Origin of the sequence: Marinobacter sp., assembly GCF_046484525.1 — a bacterium.
GTDB lineage: Bacteria > Pseudomonadota > Gammaproteobacteria > Pseudomonadales > Oleiphilaceae > Marinobacter.
In genome coordinates this window covers 124,281-140,350 of sequence record NZ_JAWOIS010000049.1, presented here as the reverse complement: position 1 = coordinate 140,350, position 16,070 = coordinate 124,281, and the positions used below count along the sequence as shown (strand labels likewise).

Annotated in this window: 13 protein-coding genes; all 13 read left to right on the top strand. The window is 60.9% G+C overall.

Annotated features, from left to right (window positions below):
• Window positions 1-176 precede the first annotated feature (176 nt).
• The 13 genes from tssB to tssA all read left to right on the top strand — a co-directional run bounded on the left by tssB (window position 177) and on the right by tssA (window position 16,068).
• Complete coding sequence (gene tssB, locus R6W86_RS11155) at window positions 177-617, top strand: type VI secretion system contractile sheath small subunit (protein ID WP_410329428.1); 441 nt, start codon at window positions 177-179, stop codon at window positions 615-617.
• A 64-nt stretch (window positions 618-681) separates the two neighbouring features.
• The gene (tssC, locus tag R6W86_RS11150) at window positions 682-2,163 is read left to right on the top strand and encodes a type VI secretion system contractile sheath large subunit (RefSeq protein ID WP_410329427.1); all 1,482 of its coding nucleotides are present in this window, start codon (window positions 682-684) and stop codon (window positions 2,161-2,163) included.
• Between the two features lie 3 nt (window positions 2,164-2,166).
• Complete coding sequence (tssE, locus tag R6W86_RS11145; protein WP_410329426.1) at window positions 2,167-2,604, top strand: type VI secretion system baseplate subunit TssE; 438 nt, start codon at window positions 2,167-2,169, stop codon at window positions 2,602-2,604.
• Between the two features lie 125 nt (window positions 2,605-2,729).
• Entirely contained in the window at window positions 2,730-4,502 is a 1,773-nt protein-coding gene (tssF, locus tag R6W86_RS11140; RefSeq protein WP_410329425.1) for a type VI secretion system baseplate subunit TssF, read from the top strand.
• A complete protein-coding gene (gene tssG, locus R6W86_RS11135) occupies window positions 4,466-5,482 on the top strand; it encodes a type VI secretion system baseplate subunit TssG (RefSeq protein ID WP_410329424.1) in 1,017 nt (338 codons plus the stop codon). The genes tssF and tssG overlap by 37 nt, the downstream gene beginning before the upstream one ends.
• A 17-nt stretch (window positions 5,483-5,499) precedes the next feature.
• Window positions 5,500-6,807 carry a type VI secretion system-associated FHA domain protein TagH gene (tagH, locus tag R6W86_RS11130; protein WP_410329423.1) on the top strand — a complete coding sequence of 436 codons (1,308 nt, stop codon included), beginning with the start codon at window positions 5,500-5,502 and terminating at the stop codon, window positions 6,805-6,807.
• Entirely contained in the window at window positions 6,807-7,340 is a 534-nt protein-coding gene (gene tssJ, locus R6W86_RS11125) for a type VI secretion system lipoprotein TssJ (RefSeq protein WP_410329422.1), read from the top strand. The genes tagH and tssJ overlap by 1 nt, the downstream gene beginning before the upstream one ends.
• The gene (tssK, locus tag R6W86_RS11120; RefSeq protein WP_410329421.1) at window positions 7,340-8,674 is read left to right on the top strand and encodes a type VI secretion system baseplate subunit TssK; all 1,335 of its coding nucleotides are present in this window, start codon (window positions 7,340-7,342) and stop codon (window positions 8,672-8,674) included. Before tssJ ends, tssK begins: the two co-directional genes overlap by 1 nt.
• Before the next feature lie 3 nt (window positions 8,675-8,677).
• The gene (gene icmH / locus R6W86_RS11115) at window positions 8,678-9,499 is read left to right on the top strand and encodes a type IVB secretion system protein IcmH/DotU (RefSeq protein WP_410329420.1); all 822 of its coding nucleotides are present in this window, start codon (window positions 8,678-8,680) and stop codon (window positions 9,497-9,499) included.
• A 10-nt stretch (window positions 9,500-9,509) separates the two neighbouring features.
• The gene (gene tssH, locus R6W86_RS11110) at window positions 9,510-12,152 is read left to right on the top strand and encodes a type VI secretion system ATPase TssH (protein ID WP_410329419.1); all 2,643 of its coding nucleotides are present in this window, start codon (window positions 9,510-9,512) and stop codon (window positions 12,150-12,152) included.
• Between the two features lie 258 nt (window positions 12,153-12,410).
• A complete protein-coding gene (locus R6W86_RS11105) occupies window positions 12,411-13,976 on the top strand; it encodes a sigma-54 interaction domain-containing protein (RefSeq protein ID WP_410329434.1) in 1,566 nt (521 codons plus the stop codon).
• Entirely contained in the window at window positions 13,973-14,608 is a 636-nt protein-coding gene (gene vasI, locus R6W86_RS11100) for a type VI secretion system-associated protein VasI (RefSeq protein WP_410329418.1), read from the top strand. The genes R6W86_RS11105 and vasI overlap by 4 nt, the downstream gene beginning before the upstream one ends.
• Before the next feature lie 11 nt (window positions 14,609-14,619).
• Complete coding sequence (gene tssA / locus R6W86_RS11095) at window positions 14,620-16,068, top strand: type VI secretion system protein TssA (RefSeq protein WP_410329417.1); 1,449 nt, start codon at window positions 14,620-14,622, stop codon at window positions 16,066-16,068.
• Window positions 16,069-16,070 lie beyond the last annotated feature (2 nt).

The following is a 16,070-nucleotide window of genomic DNA, read 5'->3' as shown; positions in this document are numbered from 1 at the left end:
GGAGGGGCTGAGCGAGTACTTCCTATATACGATCGAGGGGACGGAGACGATTCCTACCGGGTGGTCCAAGCGGCTGCCGAGCTTCGAGGCGGACAAGGTGCCGGTGGTAAACCTCTACAAGTTCGAAGCGGAGCGGTATGCGGGACAGGTGATACGCTTTCTGAGCTTCAAGAACGATGCAGAGCACCGGCGATCAACAGGCCGAAACCGAACTGCCGCTGAAGATGTTCGTGGTCGGCGATTTCAAGGGTCATGCTGAAGAAACCCCCATCGAAGACCGCAAGGCCATTTCCGTCGACAAGAACAATTTCCGTTCGGTCATGAAAGAATCCGGCCTGACCCTTTCCACGACTGTGTCCAACAAGCTTGAGGATGGCTCCGATGACTTGCCGGTCAATCTGGCGTTCCAGGGGCTTGAGGATTTCTCCCCGGACAGCATCGCCCGCCAGGTGCCCGAGCTGAAAAAGTTGATTGAACTGCGCGAAGCCCTGGTCGCCCTGAAGGGGCCTCTCGGTAACGTGCCGTCATTTCGGTCCAAGCTGCAGGAACTGCTGGACGACGATCAGGCTCGGGACAAGCTGCTGGCCGAACTGGAACTGGCCACGGGCGGCGAGTAGTCGCCTTCGCGCCGCAACACGGTGAACAATTCCAAATATCAATCACGTACTGAAGGGATGTGGTATGTCTGATACTGCTGTGCAGCAATCTGCTGCCTCCGAATCCGTAGCAGAAGGGTCCTTATTGGATCAGGTTATGGCCAACAGCCGTATGGCGCCGGCCGATGAAGGGTACGATGTGGCCCGTAAAGGGGTGGCCACGTTTATTGCCAATCTGCTGAAGAGCGACGAAAAAGGCCAGCCCGTCAATAAGGCCCTGGTCGACCAGATGGTAGTGGAGCTGGACCGCAAAATCAGCGCCCAGATGGATGAGGTCCTGCACGCACCCAAGCTGCAGAAACTGGAGTCCTCCTGGCGCGGCCTGAAACTGATGGTGGATCGCACCGATTTTCGCGAGAACATCAAGGTGGATATCCTGCATGCCACCAAGACCGAGCTGCTGGAAGACTTCGAATTTGCCCCGGACGTCACCCAGACCGGCTTCTACCAGCACATCTACGCCGCCGAGTACGGCCAGTTCGGTGGTGAGCCGGTGGGTGCTATCGTCGGCAACTATGCCTTCAGTCCTTTGACTCCGGATATGAAGCTGCTGCAGTATTTGTCGTCGGTAGGCGCCATGTCTCACGCGCCTTTCCTGTCATCGGTTGCGTCGTCCTTCTTCGGTATCGACAGCTACCAGGAACTGCCGGCCATCAAGGAATTGAGCGCCGTTTTCGAAGGCCCGAAATACGCCAAGTGGCGCGCCCTGCGCGAGTCCGAAGACGCCCGTTACCTCGGTCTGACCGCGCCGCGCTTCCTGCTGCGTGTGCCTTACGACCCCACCGAAAATCCGGTGCGCAGCTTCAACTACAAGGAAGACGTGTCCGGCGATCACGAGCACTACCTGTGGGGCAACACCGCCTACCTGCTGGCCACCCGCCTGACCGAGAGCTTCGCCAGGTACCGCTGGTGTCCGAACATCATCGGTCCCCAGAGCGGTGGCGCAGTGGAAGATCTGCCAGTACACACCTTCGAATCCTTCGGCCAGATGGAAGCCAAGATCCCGACCGAGGTGCTGATCACCGACCGTCGTGAGTACGAACTGGCCGACGAAGGTTTCATCGCGCTGACCATGCGCAAGGGCAGCGACAACGCGGCCTTCTTCTCTGCCAACTCGGTGCAGAAGCCCAAGCAGTTCCCGAACACCAAAGAGGGCAAGGAAGCAGAGACCAACTACAAGTTGGGTACCCAGCTGCCGTACATGATGATCGTGAACCGCCTGGCTCACTACATCAAAGTACTGCAGCGCGAGCAGATCGGTTCCTGGAAGGAGCGTCAGGATCTGGAGCGGGAACTGAACACCTGGATTCGCCAGTACGTGGCCGACCAGGAAAACCCGCCCGCAGACGTCCGCAGCCGCCGTCCTCTTCGTGCCGCCAAGGTGGAAGTCTCCGATGTGGAAGGCGATCCGGGCTGGTACCAGGTCTCCCTGGCTGTGCGCCCCCACTTCAAGTACATGGGTGCCAACTTTGAACTCTCGCTCGTTGGCCGACTGGACAAGGATTAATCCGTGTTCGGCGGCACCGGCACTGACGGCGTTCGTAACACCGGCAGCCTGTTTGAACGGCTCGAGCAGGCGGCCGCCCCGGCGAGGCAGAGCATGGGTGAACTGACCCATGTGGTGGAATCCATCAAGCGCCACCTGGTGCGCCTGCTGAATGCCCACCCGGGCAACAGCAGCAGCGCACCGGATCTGGGCCTGCTGGATTTCAATGACGCCACCCTGGGTACCCACGATCTGAGCATCCAGATTCGCGGAGCAATTCGTCAGTGCATCGAGAATTTTGAACCCCGGGTGAAGCGGGTCGAGGTGGTGGCTTTGCCGCCGGGGCCGGACCCGTTGCAGTTGAAGTTCCAGGTGACGGTCTATCTGAATGTTGCGGGAGGCGACGATCGGACGACGATAGACCTGGTTTTGGATGACAAGCGGCACTACCGCGTGATTTAGACAGCAGGGATAGGAGGAGGTGGGGACACTTTTCTTCTGGGAAAAACAAATGGCTTCGCTCAGCCAGCTTTTTTCCCACCAGAAATGCATCCCCACTTCCTCCGGCCGACATTGGTGCAGTAATTATGAAGTTGAATAGGTTTTACAGGGATGAGTTGAGCTTTCTGCGGCTGCAGGGCAGGGAATTTGCCGAGGCACACCCGCAGCTGACCTGCTTTTTATCAGAGCAAAGCACCGACCCGGATGTCGAAAGGTTGCTGGAAGGTTTTGCCTTCCTGACTGGCAAATTGAGGGAAAAGGTTGAGGACGAGTTTCCCGAGCTGACCCACTCCCTGCTGAAAATGCTCTGGCCCAACTATCTGCGACCGGTACCCAGCTGCACCATCATGCGCTTTGATCCGCAGTTGCATGCCATCAGCGAGCGCCAGATTGTTGACCGACACACCGAAATAAAGAGTCGCCCTCTGGGGGATGCCAGCCGCCACGCCCAGTGCCGGTTCCGCACCTGCCGGGACGTGTATGTGTTCCCGATCAGTGTGGCCGAGGCGAGCGCCGAACACTCCCGGGAAGTGTCGTCCGTCACGGTGGATCTGGCGCTGCATACCGACCAGCCGTTGAATGCCATTGGCCTGGAGAGCTTGCGTTTCTACCTGGGGGGCGACAATCACACGGCAGAAACCTTGTACCTGTGGTTGAACCATTACCTCAGCCGCATGGAGCTGGTGGTGGGCGAGAGCGTCTTCAATTTGCCGCCGTCACTACTGCAACCGGTTGGCTTCGCGGCGGACGAAGCGATTCTGCCCTATCCCAAGAATGCCTATGCTGGTTACCGGATTATCCAGGAGTACCTGAGTTTTCCGGAGGCCTTCCGGTTTGTGGATATCTGCGGCCTGACATCCAGGCTGCCCGTGGTTAAGGCAGATGAGATCAGCCTTCGTTTCCACTTCAGCCGGATTCTGCCACCGGATACCCGGGTAACCCGGGATTCGATGCAGTTGTACTGCACCCCGGCGGTGAATCTGTTCAGTCATGAAGGCGAACCGGTGGACCTGAACGGTCGCCAGACCGAGTATCGTATTTCGCCCTCCAGCCGGTGCCCCGAGCACTACGAGGTGTTCAGTATCGAGCAGGTGGAGGGTTGGCTGGAGGGGCGGTCGGGCCGGGGTGAGCCTCGTATTTATAAGGCCTTTGAGAGTTTCCAGCACGAAGTGGAGCGGGACCGGGGCCGAACGGCCCTGTATTATCGGGCGCGCACCCGGGAGAGCGTCAGGGGTGACGGATTCGATCACTACATTTCCTTCGTGCGCGGCGATGAAACCGAGTGCCTGAACCGGCAGGAAGCGGTATCGCTGACACTGACCTGTACCAACAGGCAACTGCCCCAGCAACTGGCTGTCGGGGAGGTCTGCATGGCCACCGAGAGCACGCCAGCCTTTGCTGCCTTCAGTAATATCACCCGACCCACCGCCACCTTGCGCCCGACGCTTGATGGCAGTCTCCTGTGGACGCTGATTTCCAACCTGTCGCTGAACTATCTGTCGATGCTGGATGTCGACTCCCTGCGCACCGTGCTGCGGGTCTATGACTTCCGGGCCCTGGTGGACCGACAGGCCGAGCGGGTGTCCCAGAAACGGCTGGCGGGCATCAGTGGGATCACAACCAAACCCGTCGACCGGATGATCCGCGGGCTAGCGGTGCGCGGTATCCGCTCAGAGCTGCAGCTGGATCAGGCGGGGTTTGCCAGTGAGGGTGACCTCTATCTGTTCGGTACAGTGTTGAGCCAGTTTTTTGCGCTTTACGCGAGTATCAATGCCTTTCACCAGCTGGAAGTGGTGAATACGGACAATCAGGAACGGTACACATGGACGTTGCAGCAAGGTCAGCAGCCGCTGATGTAGCCGGGCTGGAACCCGTTCTGGGCAATGCGCGGCAATACAGTTTTTTCCAGCTCGTGGATTTGATCCATCGGCATCACGGTGACGATCTGGAGCGTGCGATTCACGACGAACCTCGCCAGGGACGTATCCGATTCTCGGCCTCAGCTGGCCTGGGTTTTCCCGGCAGTGATGTGGTTTCGGTGCTGTCACCGGAACATGAACACGCACCCTACCAGATGGAAGTCAGCTTCCTGGGCCTGCATGGTTCGCAGTCGCCGCTGCCGGGTTACTACCTGGAGGATCTGGCTTGGGAAGCCGGGCAGAACCTCGGCGTGCGCCGGCATTTTCTGGATTTCTTTAATCACCGGCTGGTGACCCTGTTCCACCGGGCGTGGCGCAAGTACCGGTATTACATCCGGTTTCAGCCCGGCGCCAGCGACGGCTTTTCGAACCTGGTATTTGCACTGACCGGCCTGGGCGACGGCCGCCTGCGGGACGTCACGCCGGTAAACTGGTCCAAGATGCTGGCCTATGCCGGTTTGATGGCGGGCCGGAGTCGGTCGCCGGAAGTGGTCAACGGCATTGTCGCGCACTGCTTTGATCTGGACGACGTCAGCATTGAGCAGTGGGTGTTGCGCAAAGTGGACATCGCCCGGGATCAGCAGACCTCCTTGGGCAGGGCCAATGCGACTCTGGGAGAAGACACCCTGGTCGGTTCCCGCATCCGTGATCGCAGCGGCAAGTTCATATTCCGGCTGCGCAATTTGACCCGGCAGCGATTTTCGGATTTCTTGCCCAACGGCCGGGATCACCAGCGCCTGGTGAAACTGGTGGAGTTCGCCACCCGGGAGCAGCTGGCCTATGACCTGGAGCTGCAAATGCGCCCCAGGGATATGCGCCCCATACAACTTGGTGAGGATGTTCGCCTGGGCTGGAACTCCTTCATGACACCGGAACGGGCCCGTGAACGCCCGGCGGTACGGATACCGATCAGACGATAGGGCAGGGAGCCGGACACGTGGCACAACAAGCAGCAGAACTGACATTGGTGATCACCAACCCGACGGAAACCGGCGGTGGCGCCAGCATCGAACATAGCTTTGGACCCCGTGGTGGTTCCATCGGTACCGCGGCCAGCGACAGCTGGCGGCTTTCACCTCACCGTACCGGTGCTGTGGCCGGCCACGCCGAGGTTCGATACCTGGACGGCGGTTTCTGCCTGATTGACCGCAGTGGCCGCACCTACATCAACAGCAGCAGCCAGTCAGTGGGGCGTGGCCGCCGTGCCCGACTGAGTCATGGCGATACCGTGACCATTGGCCGCTACCAGATACGGGCGGAACTGTCCGGTGTGCCGGCGGCGGTTGGTGAAATGGAAGACGACGTTCGCGAGCATCACAGTCTGGTAGATGCTCCCGAAAGTGGATTGAGGCACGCCGCCAATGAGCAGGAACAGCCTGAAGGCCGCGAACCCCTGGAGGGATTGCAGTCAGCCGCCGGCGAATCGGTCAGCAGCGATCCGCTGGCGCACTGGCAGCAAAAACCCGCCCGCCCGGACGAGGAGGCGCCTGAGCTGCTGGCCAGTGACCGAGCATGGTTTGCCCGTTCGGCCGAAGTCACCGATGAGTATCGGGAGACCCAGGATGTGGCCATGGGCCTGCTGGTAACTCCGCAACGCGACAACAAGGAACGACAGGGAATGTCCGAAAGCACACGAAGTCCCCAGGAGGTCAGCCGTCAGCACATCAGTGGTGCGCCGCTGCTTCGGGGTCTGGACGCTGATATTGATTTTGCCGACAGCGACCAGATGCGCCTGTTTCTGGAAGACGCCGGGCAGACCCTCAAGGCCACGGTTGAGGGATTACTGGCGCTGCATCAGGGTGAAGACAGTCGCCATCAGGCGCTGCGCACACGCTTGCAGCCCATCGAGGATAACCCGCTGCGTTTGGCCAATGACTATCCGGACACCATCCAGACCCTGTTTGCCGCCAAGCGCAGTCCGGTGCATCTGTCTGCCCCTGCCGCAGTCCGGGAGAGCCTGGAAAGCCTGAACCACCATCAGCAGGCCACCCGGGAAGCCATTCGCGAGGGGCTGGAGGCTATTTTGCACGCGTTCTCGCCGGGAGCCTTGCTGCGCCGGTTCCACGGTTATCGCCGTGGTCTGCAGGACAACGAAGACGAAGGCCGCTGGGCCTGGGAAATGTATCAACATTATTACCGCGAACTGAAATCCAGTCGTCAGAAGGGCTTCGAACGCCTGTTCCGGGAAGTGTTCGACCAGGCTTACGATCAACATCTGCGCCAGTTACAGAGGGAGAAACTGTAGTGAAGTACTGCAAATGGAGCTTGCTGGTTGTTGCTTTAATACTGGCTGGGTGTAGCACCCCCTACAATGCGGTGACCAAGACCGCCAAGGTGCTCTGGGACCCGGACATTCCCGTGGGTTACCCGGAAGACCTGCCGAGTCGGGTAGACCTGACCATGCTCGCGGAACCGGGCGTGAACCCCAATCAGTCCCTGGCGCCTACACCCATTGCCTTTCAGGTGATCGAGTTGCGTGACAGTTCGCTGTTAATGGCAGGTGACTTCGACCAGCTTTTGAGCAACCTGGAGGAGTCCCTGGGCCAGAACTACGTGGACCACAGCGATTACAGCCTGGTGCCCGGCCAGTTCAAGTTTGTGGAGCCCTTTGAGGTAAGCAAAGATACCCGCTACATCGCCGTGATTGCCTTCTATGCCTACCCGAACCTGTCCCAGTGGAAAAAGGTGGTGAAGCTGGACCCGATTGGCGGGCGTTATCACCTGTTGGTGAACCTGCGCGAGCGTGAAGTGCAACTCAGACGGTCGGATGAAAGCTGATGGCAGTAACGAATCGAGTGGTCTGGAGTGATGGGCTGTTCATCAAGCCCCAGCACTTCCAGCAACAGCAACGCTGTCTGGAACACCAAATCAACGAGCGGGCCCTGGCGGTTTCAGATTATCTGTTCGGGTTCAGCAATCTGGAGCTGAACGCGGAGTACCTGAGCTTTGGTCGGGTCGGGCTGGTGCGGGCCTCCGGACTGTTTCCGGACGGCACCCGGTTCAACCTGCCCCAGGACGATGTGATGCCGGAACCTCAGGAAATTACCGACGCCTCGGTGGCCAATCAGGTGGTCTATCTGGCGCTGCCGCTGGGCAGCGACAGCCGGGCCGAAGTAGAGTGGCCGGAGGCGCCCGTGGCCGGTCGGTTCCGGGCACAGACGGTGGAAGTCCGTGATCTGCACTCCATCAATGGCGATGCCCACACCATTGACGTGGGAAGGGTGGCTCCGCGCCTGATGCTGGAGCGGGAAGACCGCAGTGCCTACGCCGCACTGGCCATCGGACGGATCCTGGAAAAACGCCCCGATGGCAGCCTGGTGATGGATCCGAACTTCCTGCCGACCATGCTCAGCGTGCGTTCGGCTCCCCGGCTTCAGCGCTTTGTTGGTGAAATGGCGGGCTTGATGCAGGAACGGGCCCGCAACATTGCCGAACGGGTGGGCGCACCGGGGCAGGGTGGCGTGGCCGATGTGTCGGATTTCATGCTGTTGCAGATGCTGAACCGGGCGCACCCGAGGTTCATGCACCTGGCCCGGTTGCGGCAGCTGCACCCGGAGCGCTTGTACGAGGCGCTTCTGGAGCTGTGTGGCGAACTGGTCACCTTTACCGAAGAAAGCCGGTTGCCAAGGGAGTTCACCCCTTACGACCACGATCTGCCGGAAGTCTGTTTCAGCCCGCTGATGCAGATTCTGCGGCAGGCCCTGAGCACAGTGCTGGAGCCTCGGGCCTTGTCCATTACCCTGCAGCAACGCCAGTACGGCCTCACGGTAGCGCCGGTACAGGATGGTCAGTTGATGAACGATGCCGAGTTCATTCTGGCGGTAAAAGCCGACATGCCGCTGGACGACCTGCGCAAACAGTTTGTCCAGCAGTGCAAGGTGGCGTCCGTGGAAAAAATTCGGGATCTTATCAGCCTGCAGCTGCCGGGCATTCCGTTATCGGCCCTGCCGGTGGCCCCGCGTCAGCTGCCCTACCATGCCGGGTTCGTGTACTTCCGGTTGGACGATCAGAGCCAGGCTTGGAAGATGCTGGACAACGCCAGTGGTTTTGCCTTCCACGTAGCGGGCAGCTTCCCGGGGCTGGAGATGCAATTCTGGGCAATCAGGAGCTAAATCATGGCAGATGCACCGGTAATGGACAGACCAGACAGCACCAGGGATTCTGGCGATCGTGCATTCAGTGACCTTTTGTTTGCGGATAGCGGTGCCGGGAATTCCCGGATCGCAACCGGTGACAGCAACTTCCAGCTTCGCGGCCTGGAGAACAATCGGCTGATTGACGCCGCCACGCCGTTGCTGGGGCTGGTGATCCGGGTGCGCCGGCTGGCGGACTTCCGGGATGTGGAATCCCTGTATCAGCAGGTGGTGGACGAAGTGACCGCCGTGGACCGGGAATTGGTGGAGCAGGGTTACGAGCGTCCGACGGTCGTGGCCTACCGCTACGCACTCTGCGCCTTTATTGATGAGGCCGTGCTGGGCACCGACTGGGGTGCTCACAGTGTCTGGTCCCAGCATTCACTGCTCAGCCGATTTCACAACGAGACCTGGGGCGGTGAGAAAGTGTTCTCCATCCTGGCCAGGATGGAAAAGGAGCCTGCCCGCTACCGGGACATGCTGGAGTTCATCTACCTGTGTCTGTGCCTGGGATTTGAAGGCCGCTACAAGGTCATGGAAAACGGCCTGGACGAATACGAACAGGTGATTCGCGGCCTCTATGAGCAGCTCCGGAAACTGCGCGGAGACCGGGATAGCCGACCCCTGGCGGACGCCGTCGAAAACCTGATGCCGGCCCGTAATCGCCTGCGTAGCGGCCTGCCCCTCTGGGGCATTGGTGGCCTGTTTGTGGTGGCTTTGGTCGGGATTTACTCACTCTACAACATGGCATTGACCGAGCGCATAACGGACCTGCTGCACGTGCTCGACCAACTACCGAAATAAGGACATCACTGTGATTCGGGTAGAACTGCCGGCGCTGATCGGGCGCCTCAATGACATTTCACGCCAGGCTCTGGAAGCCTCCGCGGCCCTGTGTATCAGCCGCCAGGGAGCCGAAATCACCCCGGCGCACCTACTGTTCAAGTTGCTGGAAACACCGTTCTCCGACGTGCGCCAGATTCTGGAGCACACCGGCATCAATTACCAGCAACTGCAGCCGGTGGTGGGCGACAGCCTGAACGGCGAGCCGCAAACCGCCGAGTCTTACCCTTCATTCTCACCGCTGTTGGTAGAACTGATGCAGGACGCCTGGCTGCTGGCCTCCACCGAACTGAGCCACACCGAACTGCGCTCCGGCGCCGTGTTCCTGGCGCTGCTGATGAGCGCCGACCGCTACCTGATGCCCCGGGTGGCACAGGCCCTGGTCGACATCAACCGGGAACAGCTGCGCAAGCAGTTCGACCGGGTTACCGAAGGCTCTGTGGAGCGTCCGCAACTGGCTGAAAATGGCGTTGGTAAATCAGTGACGGAGACGGATATGGATCCGCTCAAACGCTACGCCACCGACTTCACCAAACTGGCCCGGGAAGAAAAACTGGACCCGGTGGTGTGCCGTGATGCTGAAATCGACCAGATGATCGACATCCTCTGCCGTCGCCGCAAGAACAACCCCATCGTGGTAGGCGATGCCGGCGTGGGCAAAAGCGCCGTGGTTGAAGGTCTGGCCCAGCGCATCGTCGACGGCGACGTGCCGGACCGCCTGAGACACGTCGAACTCTGGACCCTGGACATGGGCGCCCTGCAGGGCGGTGCTTCCGTAAAAGGCGAATTCGAGAAGCGCCTGAAAGGCGTCATTGAAGCGGTCAAAGGCTCCGCCAATCCGGTCATCCTGTTTATCGACGAAGCCCACACCCTGATCGGCGCCGGCAACAGCGAAGGCGGCTCCGACGCCGCCAACCTGCTGAAACCGGCTTTGGCCCGAGGCGAGCTACGCACCATCGCCGCGACCACCTGGCGCGAGTACAAGAAATACTTCGAAAAAGACCCGGCCCTGAGTCGCCGGTTCCAGCCGGTCGCCCTGGATGAGCCGACACCGGGTGAAGCGGTCCACATCCTGCGAGGTCTGCGCACTGTCTACGAAAAAGCCCACCAGGTACTGATCGCCGACTGCGCCCTCAAAGCCGCCGCCGAAATGTCCGCCCGCTACCTGGCCGGCCGTCGGCTGCCGGACAAGGCCATCGACGCACTGGACACCGCCTGCGCCCGGGTCAGCCTCAACCTGAGCACACCGCCCCGGCGCCTGAGCCACGTGCGCAGCGAATTGCACCAACTGGCTATGGAACAGGACCTGATGAACCGGGAATACGCCCTTGGCCAGAGCGTGGACGCCGAACGTGAACAGGAACTAGAGCAACTCATTGCGGACCTGACCGCCGAATTTGAAGCCCTGGAACAAAGCTGGAACGACCAGCGCGAGCTGGTGGCCCGGCTAGTGGACATCCGCGAACAGCTGCTGAGTGGCGAAGTTGAGGAAGTAACGGCCGAAGATTCCGCCTTTGAATTGGCCGAGAGCGATGCGGAAGAGCGCCCGGATTTGAAAAACGAAGCCGCCGCCATCGAACAGGAACTGGCCGAGCTCCAGGCCGATGAGCCGCTGGTGCACGCCCGAGTGGATGCTCGTCAGGTGGCCGAAGTCATCGCCGACTGGACCGGTATCCCGGTCAACCGCATGACCACCGACGAACTGGAAAAAATCACCCACTTGCCGACCTACCTGCAGGCTTACATCAAAGGCCAGGACACCGCCATCGACTGCCTGCACCAGCACCTGCTCACGGCCCGCGCCGACCTGCGCCGGCCCGGCCGCCCCATGGGCGCATTCCTGCTGGTGGGACCCAGCGGCGTCGGCAAGACCGAGACCGTGGTGCAACTGGCCGAACTGCTCTACGGCGGCCGCCAGTTCCTCACCACCATCAACATGTCCGAATACCAGGAGAAACACACAGTCTCACGCCTGATCGGATCCCCCCCGGGCTACGTCGGCTTTGGTGAAGGCGGCATCCTGACCGAAGCCATCCGCCAGAAACCCTACTCCGTGGTGCTGCTCGACGAAGTCGAAAAAGCCCACCCGGAAGTGCTGAATTTGTTTTACCAGGCGTTCGACAGGGGCGAACTGGCGGACGGCGAAGGCCGGTTGATCGACTGTAAGAACATGGTCTTCTTTCTCACATCCAACCTCGGTTACCAGACCATCGTCAATCACGCCGAAGAGCCGGAGAGGATCGAAGAGGCTCTTTACCCGGAACTGGCGAACTTCTTCAAACCGGCCCTGCTGGCCCGAATGGAAGTAGTGCCCTACCTGCCGTTGGGCAAGGACACCCTCAACCGCATCGTCGGTGACAAACTCCAACGCCTGGCGGACCAGATCACAGCCCGTTACCACACCGATGTGGAACTGGAAGACGGCCTGGTAGAAGCCATCCGAAGCCGCGCCACACGAAGTGAAAACGGCGCGCGGATGCTGGAATCTATCATCGAAGGCGAGCTGCTGCCGCCGGTGTCGCTGGCGCTGCTGGAAAAACTGGCGGCGAGGGAGCCGGTGTCCAAGGTCACTCTTGGTGTCAGCGATAACCGGTTCATAGGAACAGTCGCATAGGCTGAATGAGCAGGAGCGCGCCGTGGGGGTTGGCTTTCCCAAGCCCTGAGGAGCCATGGGTGAAGGGTGAGAGCGCTTCACGGATTGGCCAGGGGTGGCCAAGACAGGACCCTCACTGCGACGCAGGATTGGTAAGCAGTGAGGGGCGGAGCGGAGCGTACAGGGATGTATTCACAGCGTGTTTTGGAAAGCCACCCCGCAGGATGCGCGGGCGATGATCTCCTTAGTAATTATTCTGGGATGAATAGCATGGGAAGGATGCAGAAGGAACTGCACACCGGCATCGATTTGGCGGTGGCACTGGTCAAACAGGACACCCTGCCAGCGCTGCTGAATACCGCCACCAGCCAGCTCGAAAACGCCTTTGGGTTGGCCAAGTGCTGGGCCCTTGAACTCGACCTCAGTGGCCGAACTCTGCACTGCACCAAACTGGATGACGCCGGTGAATTCGACTGTAACGACTTCAGCCACCCCTTTGCCCACATACTGCAAATTGGCCAGCCAAGGGAGCTCACCCGCGCGGCCAGCTACCGACTGGACCACGCCGGCTTTCAGAATCTCCTCGAGCTCAGCGGACGTCCAAGAAACTTCTGGCTGGAGCCCCTCACCGGCGTAGATGGCCGTACACTCGGCATGCTCGTTTTGTGCGGCGACCATCCCGACTGGCAGGGCATCGTCACGCAGCCACTGTATAGCGGCCTGAAACACCTGCTGGTGCATCAATGGATCAGCCACCTGCAAACCCGTGATCAGGTCTGGCAACGGCGGCTGCTCAAACACTCCCTCGACCACCTGTACGATGCTGAAACCCTGCGTCAGCGCTGTGCTCAACTGGCCAATACCCTGGTCGGCAATTCCGAAGCCATGACCAACCTCCGGGCCCAGGTGGTGCGAGCTGCCGGAAGCCAGCTGTCGGTACTGATCCAGGGCGAGACCGGTTGCGGCAAAGACGTGGTCGCCCTGGGCATACACGACATGTCCGACCGTGCCAACGGGCCCATGGTGGTGGTCAACTGTGCCGCCATCCCGGACACCTTGCTGGAAAGTGAACTGTTCGGCCACACCAAAGGCGCTTTTTCCGGCGCGGATCAGGCCAAAGAGGGACTGCTGGCCCAAGCCAATGGCGGCACCCTGTTCCTGGATGAAATCGGCGACATGCCCTTGGCCCTGCAATCGAAACTGCTGCGGGTGCTGGAAAGCCGACAGTTCCGCCCCTTGGGCGCCCGGGAGGAACAGCACTCGGATTTCCGCCTGGTTGCGGCAACGCACCAACCGCTGCAGAAGGGGATTGAGGATCGCCGCTTCCGCCGGGACCTGTTCTACCGTCTCAGCCAGTTCCCCCTGCGAATACTGCCCCTGCGCGAACGCAGTGAGGATCTGGAAGCACTCAGCCGTCACTTCATCCGACTCTACACCGAGCGGGAAGGCAGCGGCCCGCTGGGCATCAGCAGTCACGCCCTGAGTGCGCTGGCTGACTACAACTTCCCGGGCAATGTGCGGGAATTGCGTAACATCATCGAGCTGGCCTGCCTGCAAACCCCCGCTGGTGACGATATTCAGCCCGAGGTCCTGCGCCTGGACGATCTGTTCGCCGAATCCGCGAATTCGACGACGGCATTTGTGGAAGCCAAAGCCATACCCGGTGTACCGCCTGCCGATGATATCCGGGATCTGAAAGCTGCCGCCCAGGCCTTTGAGGCTGCAATCATTCGTGAACGTCTGCGCAAGTACGGCGGCAACCGCGCCCAGGCGGCGGAGAGCCTGGGTTTGCCGAAACGCACGCTGGCCCATAAATGTCTGAAGTATCAGGTAACCGACGCATGACGCTGAAAGACTCTTTCCGCCTCTCCCTTGCCGCTCTGCTGCTGGTGAGCGCCAATAGCTGGGCCGATGCGCGCCTGGCAGAAGCGAAGGCCTGCACCGAGGAACCGAATCGGCTGCAACGGTTGGCCTGTTATGACGAACTGTTTGGTACGCCTCTGGCTCGTTACGAGGCCGGCCAGCACCCGCGCCCGGTGAACCAGTCGGAGCGCTGGCGCCGGGTGTTTGCCCAGGCGGGCGGAGATGACGCAGGTAGGGTGGTCTATCGCGATACCGGAGCCGCTGCCGGCCATCTGGTAAGCGTGACTGCCCTGGGGGTAAAGCCGCCGCGACCGGTGCTGTCGCTGCAGTGTCACAACAACATCACCGAGCTGGCCATCATGTTGCCGGAGCCGCTGGATCGCGAACGGGTCGAAGTCACCCTCGGCCCGCAGCGCGCGCACTGGCGGGTTCGGGATGAGGGGCTGGTGGTCAGTGCCGGTCGCGGCCTGCCGGCCATTCGCACCGTGCTGGATGTGGTGAACCAGCCGGATGTACGCCTGCACGCGGGTGCTCGGGAACTGGATGGCCTTCTGTTCGACCTCGACGGCTTCGCGGAGGCGATTCAGCCTCTGCGCCAGGCCTGTGGCTGGTAAGGAGTGATGTCATGCAGGTGATAGAGCAGCACCCTTACGTCCATCAGGTACTTGCACCGATTCCGGGTGACACCGGGGTGGGCGAGAGCCTGGCCGAAGACAGCACGCTGGAGTTTCTCGAAGACGAGATCATGAAAGTGGGTTCGCTGGCCCATAATGACATCGACTGGCCAAAGGTTGAAAGCGAAGCACTGAAACTGCTGGCGGATCGTAGCAAGGACATCAAGGTGCTGGGCTTTGTCATGCTCAGCCTGCAGCGCGGGGGGGACGGCGAACGGTTTGCCCTGTCGCTGTACCTGCTGCATCGGGTGCTGGATGGCTGGTGGGAAAATGCCTGGCCGTATCCCGGTGCAAAAGGCCAGCGGGCCCGAAAGATGCTGTTCACCCAGATGCTGCAGCGGGCGCTCAAGGCCGTCGAGAGCCTGAGCTTTGACGCCAGCGTGGGGGACGGTCGTCAGTTCTGTCTGGATCTGATTGACAAGCTGGATGCCCAGGCCGAGGACCGGGACTTGCCCGACGACGCCCTGTTTGACCTGAAGCGGGCCGCGGAAAAACTGCCAAAGCCGGGCGCGGCTCCGGTCACCAAATCCGCTTCTGAGAGTGCTTCGACAACCAAGCGTGGTAGCCAGGCCGGCTCGGCACCTGCAGGTTCGGCCAGCGCCAGCACCGACGCAGCGTCGCTGGGCAATCTGACTCTGGACCCGAGCAATGAGCGGGCCACCCGACAGGGCCTGCTCAAGGTCGCCGAGCTTTTGACCAGCACCGAGCCGGACAATCCCCTGGGCTATCGCATGCGCCGGTATGCCATCTGGCAGAGCATCACCAGCCTGCCGCCGACCCCGGATGGCAAGCGTACCGACCTGGCGGCCGTGAGTGCCGACCGGGTGGCAGAGTACAAGGAGGCGTTGGAGAAAACGCCGGATCTTGAACTGTGGCGGCGCATTGAACAAAGCCTGTCGGTGAGCCCTTTCTGGCTCGACGGCCACTGGCTCAGTGCCCGAGCTGCCACGGCGCTTGGAAACACGGATTGCGCGGAGGCCATCCAGGAAGCCTTGAAAGGGTTTGGGGACCGTTTGCCGCAACTGGCCGAGCTCACCTTCAAAGATGGCACGCCGTTTCTCAGTGACGACGCGGCGGACTGGCTGCACACAGCGCCCACGGCTGGCAAAGGGGCTGGCGGTGGCGCCAACCCCTGGGAGCAGGCGTTTGACAGTGCTCTGGAGCTGACACGGCAGAACAAACTGGCACCGGCCATGGAACTGCTGGAGCAGGGATTGGCCGATGCCCGGGAACCCCGGGAGCGCTTCTACTGGCGCTTGGCCAGTGCTCGGCTTCTCAAAGAAACCGGCCTCAAAGCCCTGGCCGCTGAACAGATTCAGGACCTGAAAATCCAGGTCCAGGGGCGGGTGCTCGACGACTGGGAACCGGCCCTGATCAAACAACTGGAACGACTGGCGTAACG

Bases quoted from the DNA above. Each gene is read 5' to 3' on its own strand.
- icmH (WP_410329420.1), top strand. From the start codon at position 8,678: ATGGCAGATGCACCGGTAATGGACAGACCAGACAGCACCAGGGATTCT.
- tssK (WP_410329421.1), top strand. From the start codon at position 7,340: ATGGCAGTAACGAATCGAGTGGTCTGGAGTGATGGGCTGTTCATCAAG.
- tssF (WP_410329425.1), top strand. From the start codon at position 2,730: ATGAAGTTGAATAGGTTTTACAGGGATGAGTTGAGCTTTCTGCGGCTG.
- tssA (WP_410329417.1), top strand. From the start codon at position 14,620: ATGCAGGTGATAGAGCAGCACCCTTACGTCCATCAGGTACTTGCACCG.
- tssB (WP_410329428.1), top strand. From the start codon at position 177: ATGCAGAGCACCGGCGATCAACAGGCCGAAACCGAACTGCCGCTGAAG.
- R6W86_RS11105 (WP_410329434.1), top strand. From the start codon at position 12,411: ATGCAGAAGGAACTGCACACCGGCATCGATTTGGCGGTGGCACTGGTC.
- tssG (WP_410329424.1), top strand. From the start codon at position 4,466: ATGGACGTTGCAGCAAGGTCAGCAGCCGCTGATGTAGCCGGGCTGGAA.
- vasI (WP_410329418.1), top strand. From the start codon at position 13,973: ATGACGCTGAAAGACTCTTTCCGCCTCTCCCTTGCCGCTCTGCTGCTG.
- tssC (WP_410329427.1), top strand. From the start codon at position 682: ATGTCTGATACTGCTGTGCAGCAATCTGCTGCCTCCGAATCCGTAGCA.